The sequence below is a fragment of the Paenibacillus sp. GbtcB18 genome, assembly GCF_019091125.1.
Taxonomy (GTDB): Bacteria; Bacillota; Bacilli; order Paenibacillales; family NBRC-103111; genus Paenibacillus_F; species Paenibacillus_F chitinolyticus.
The window spans coordinates 1-737 of record NZ_JAGXJX010000083.1; the positions used below are offsets into that span (position 1 = coordinate 1).

1 pseudogene is annotated in these 737 nt (G+C 33.9%); it reads left to right on the forward strand.

The features are described 5' to 3' along the window. A pseudogene (locus tag KVT34_RS29610) lies at positions 1-97 on the forward strand (YdcF family protein); the annotation flags it as partial. Positions 98-737: the final 640 nt, after the last annotated feature.

Consider the following 737-nt stretch of genomic DNA (forward strand, 5'->3'; position numbering starts at 1 on the left):
AAATGTTTGCTACGGTAAAAAAGGTGGTATTCAGCCACCCGAAAAGGAAGTTGAAGGATTAGAACAATATGTATCTTATTACCAACATCTTGCATAATATTTTTTCGACATAATAAATATAGGGAAGTCTATAAAAAGACTTCCCTAACACTTCCATTCCTTATTTATAAAATCATTTAATGATGCATAAACAACACTAAAATTATATTCCCTTTTTCATTCTCTTATAATTCAACAAAATATAGATATTCATTAGGGAAACCTTCTAAAGATACCGGTTCTTCAGTTAGACAAATATTATTATGATAACTTGTATCCCTACTTTCTCCTCACATTTTCTATTGATTCACGTTCTAAATTACTTTTCCGATTATCGAGATAATGTGAGAAAAACACCTCTTCTATTTCACCGTTAAAAACCATCTTTTTCAACTTTTCTAACGTAGGGGTATTTAGATGACCTTTATTTGAAATTACTATTTCATTATCTATATAATAGCCTTTTCTTCTCATCATACCCAGATAACTAGACGTATAGTATCATAGACTTTAACCACGTGTATACATCTACGCTAAAGCAGCTGGCGGCATTAATTGTGCCCCTTTCCCCATACGTGCCAACACCCAGTCATCATAATACCACATTTCTGTTTGACGACGGCTCATCATATAATCCCAGCGTACTCCACGCCCAAATTCGATGATTTGTCCTACTCCTCCAATTGTCACCCAGTTGA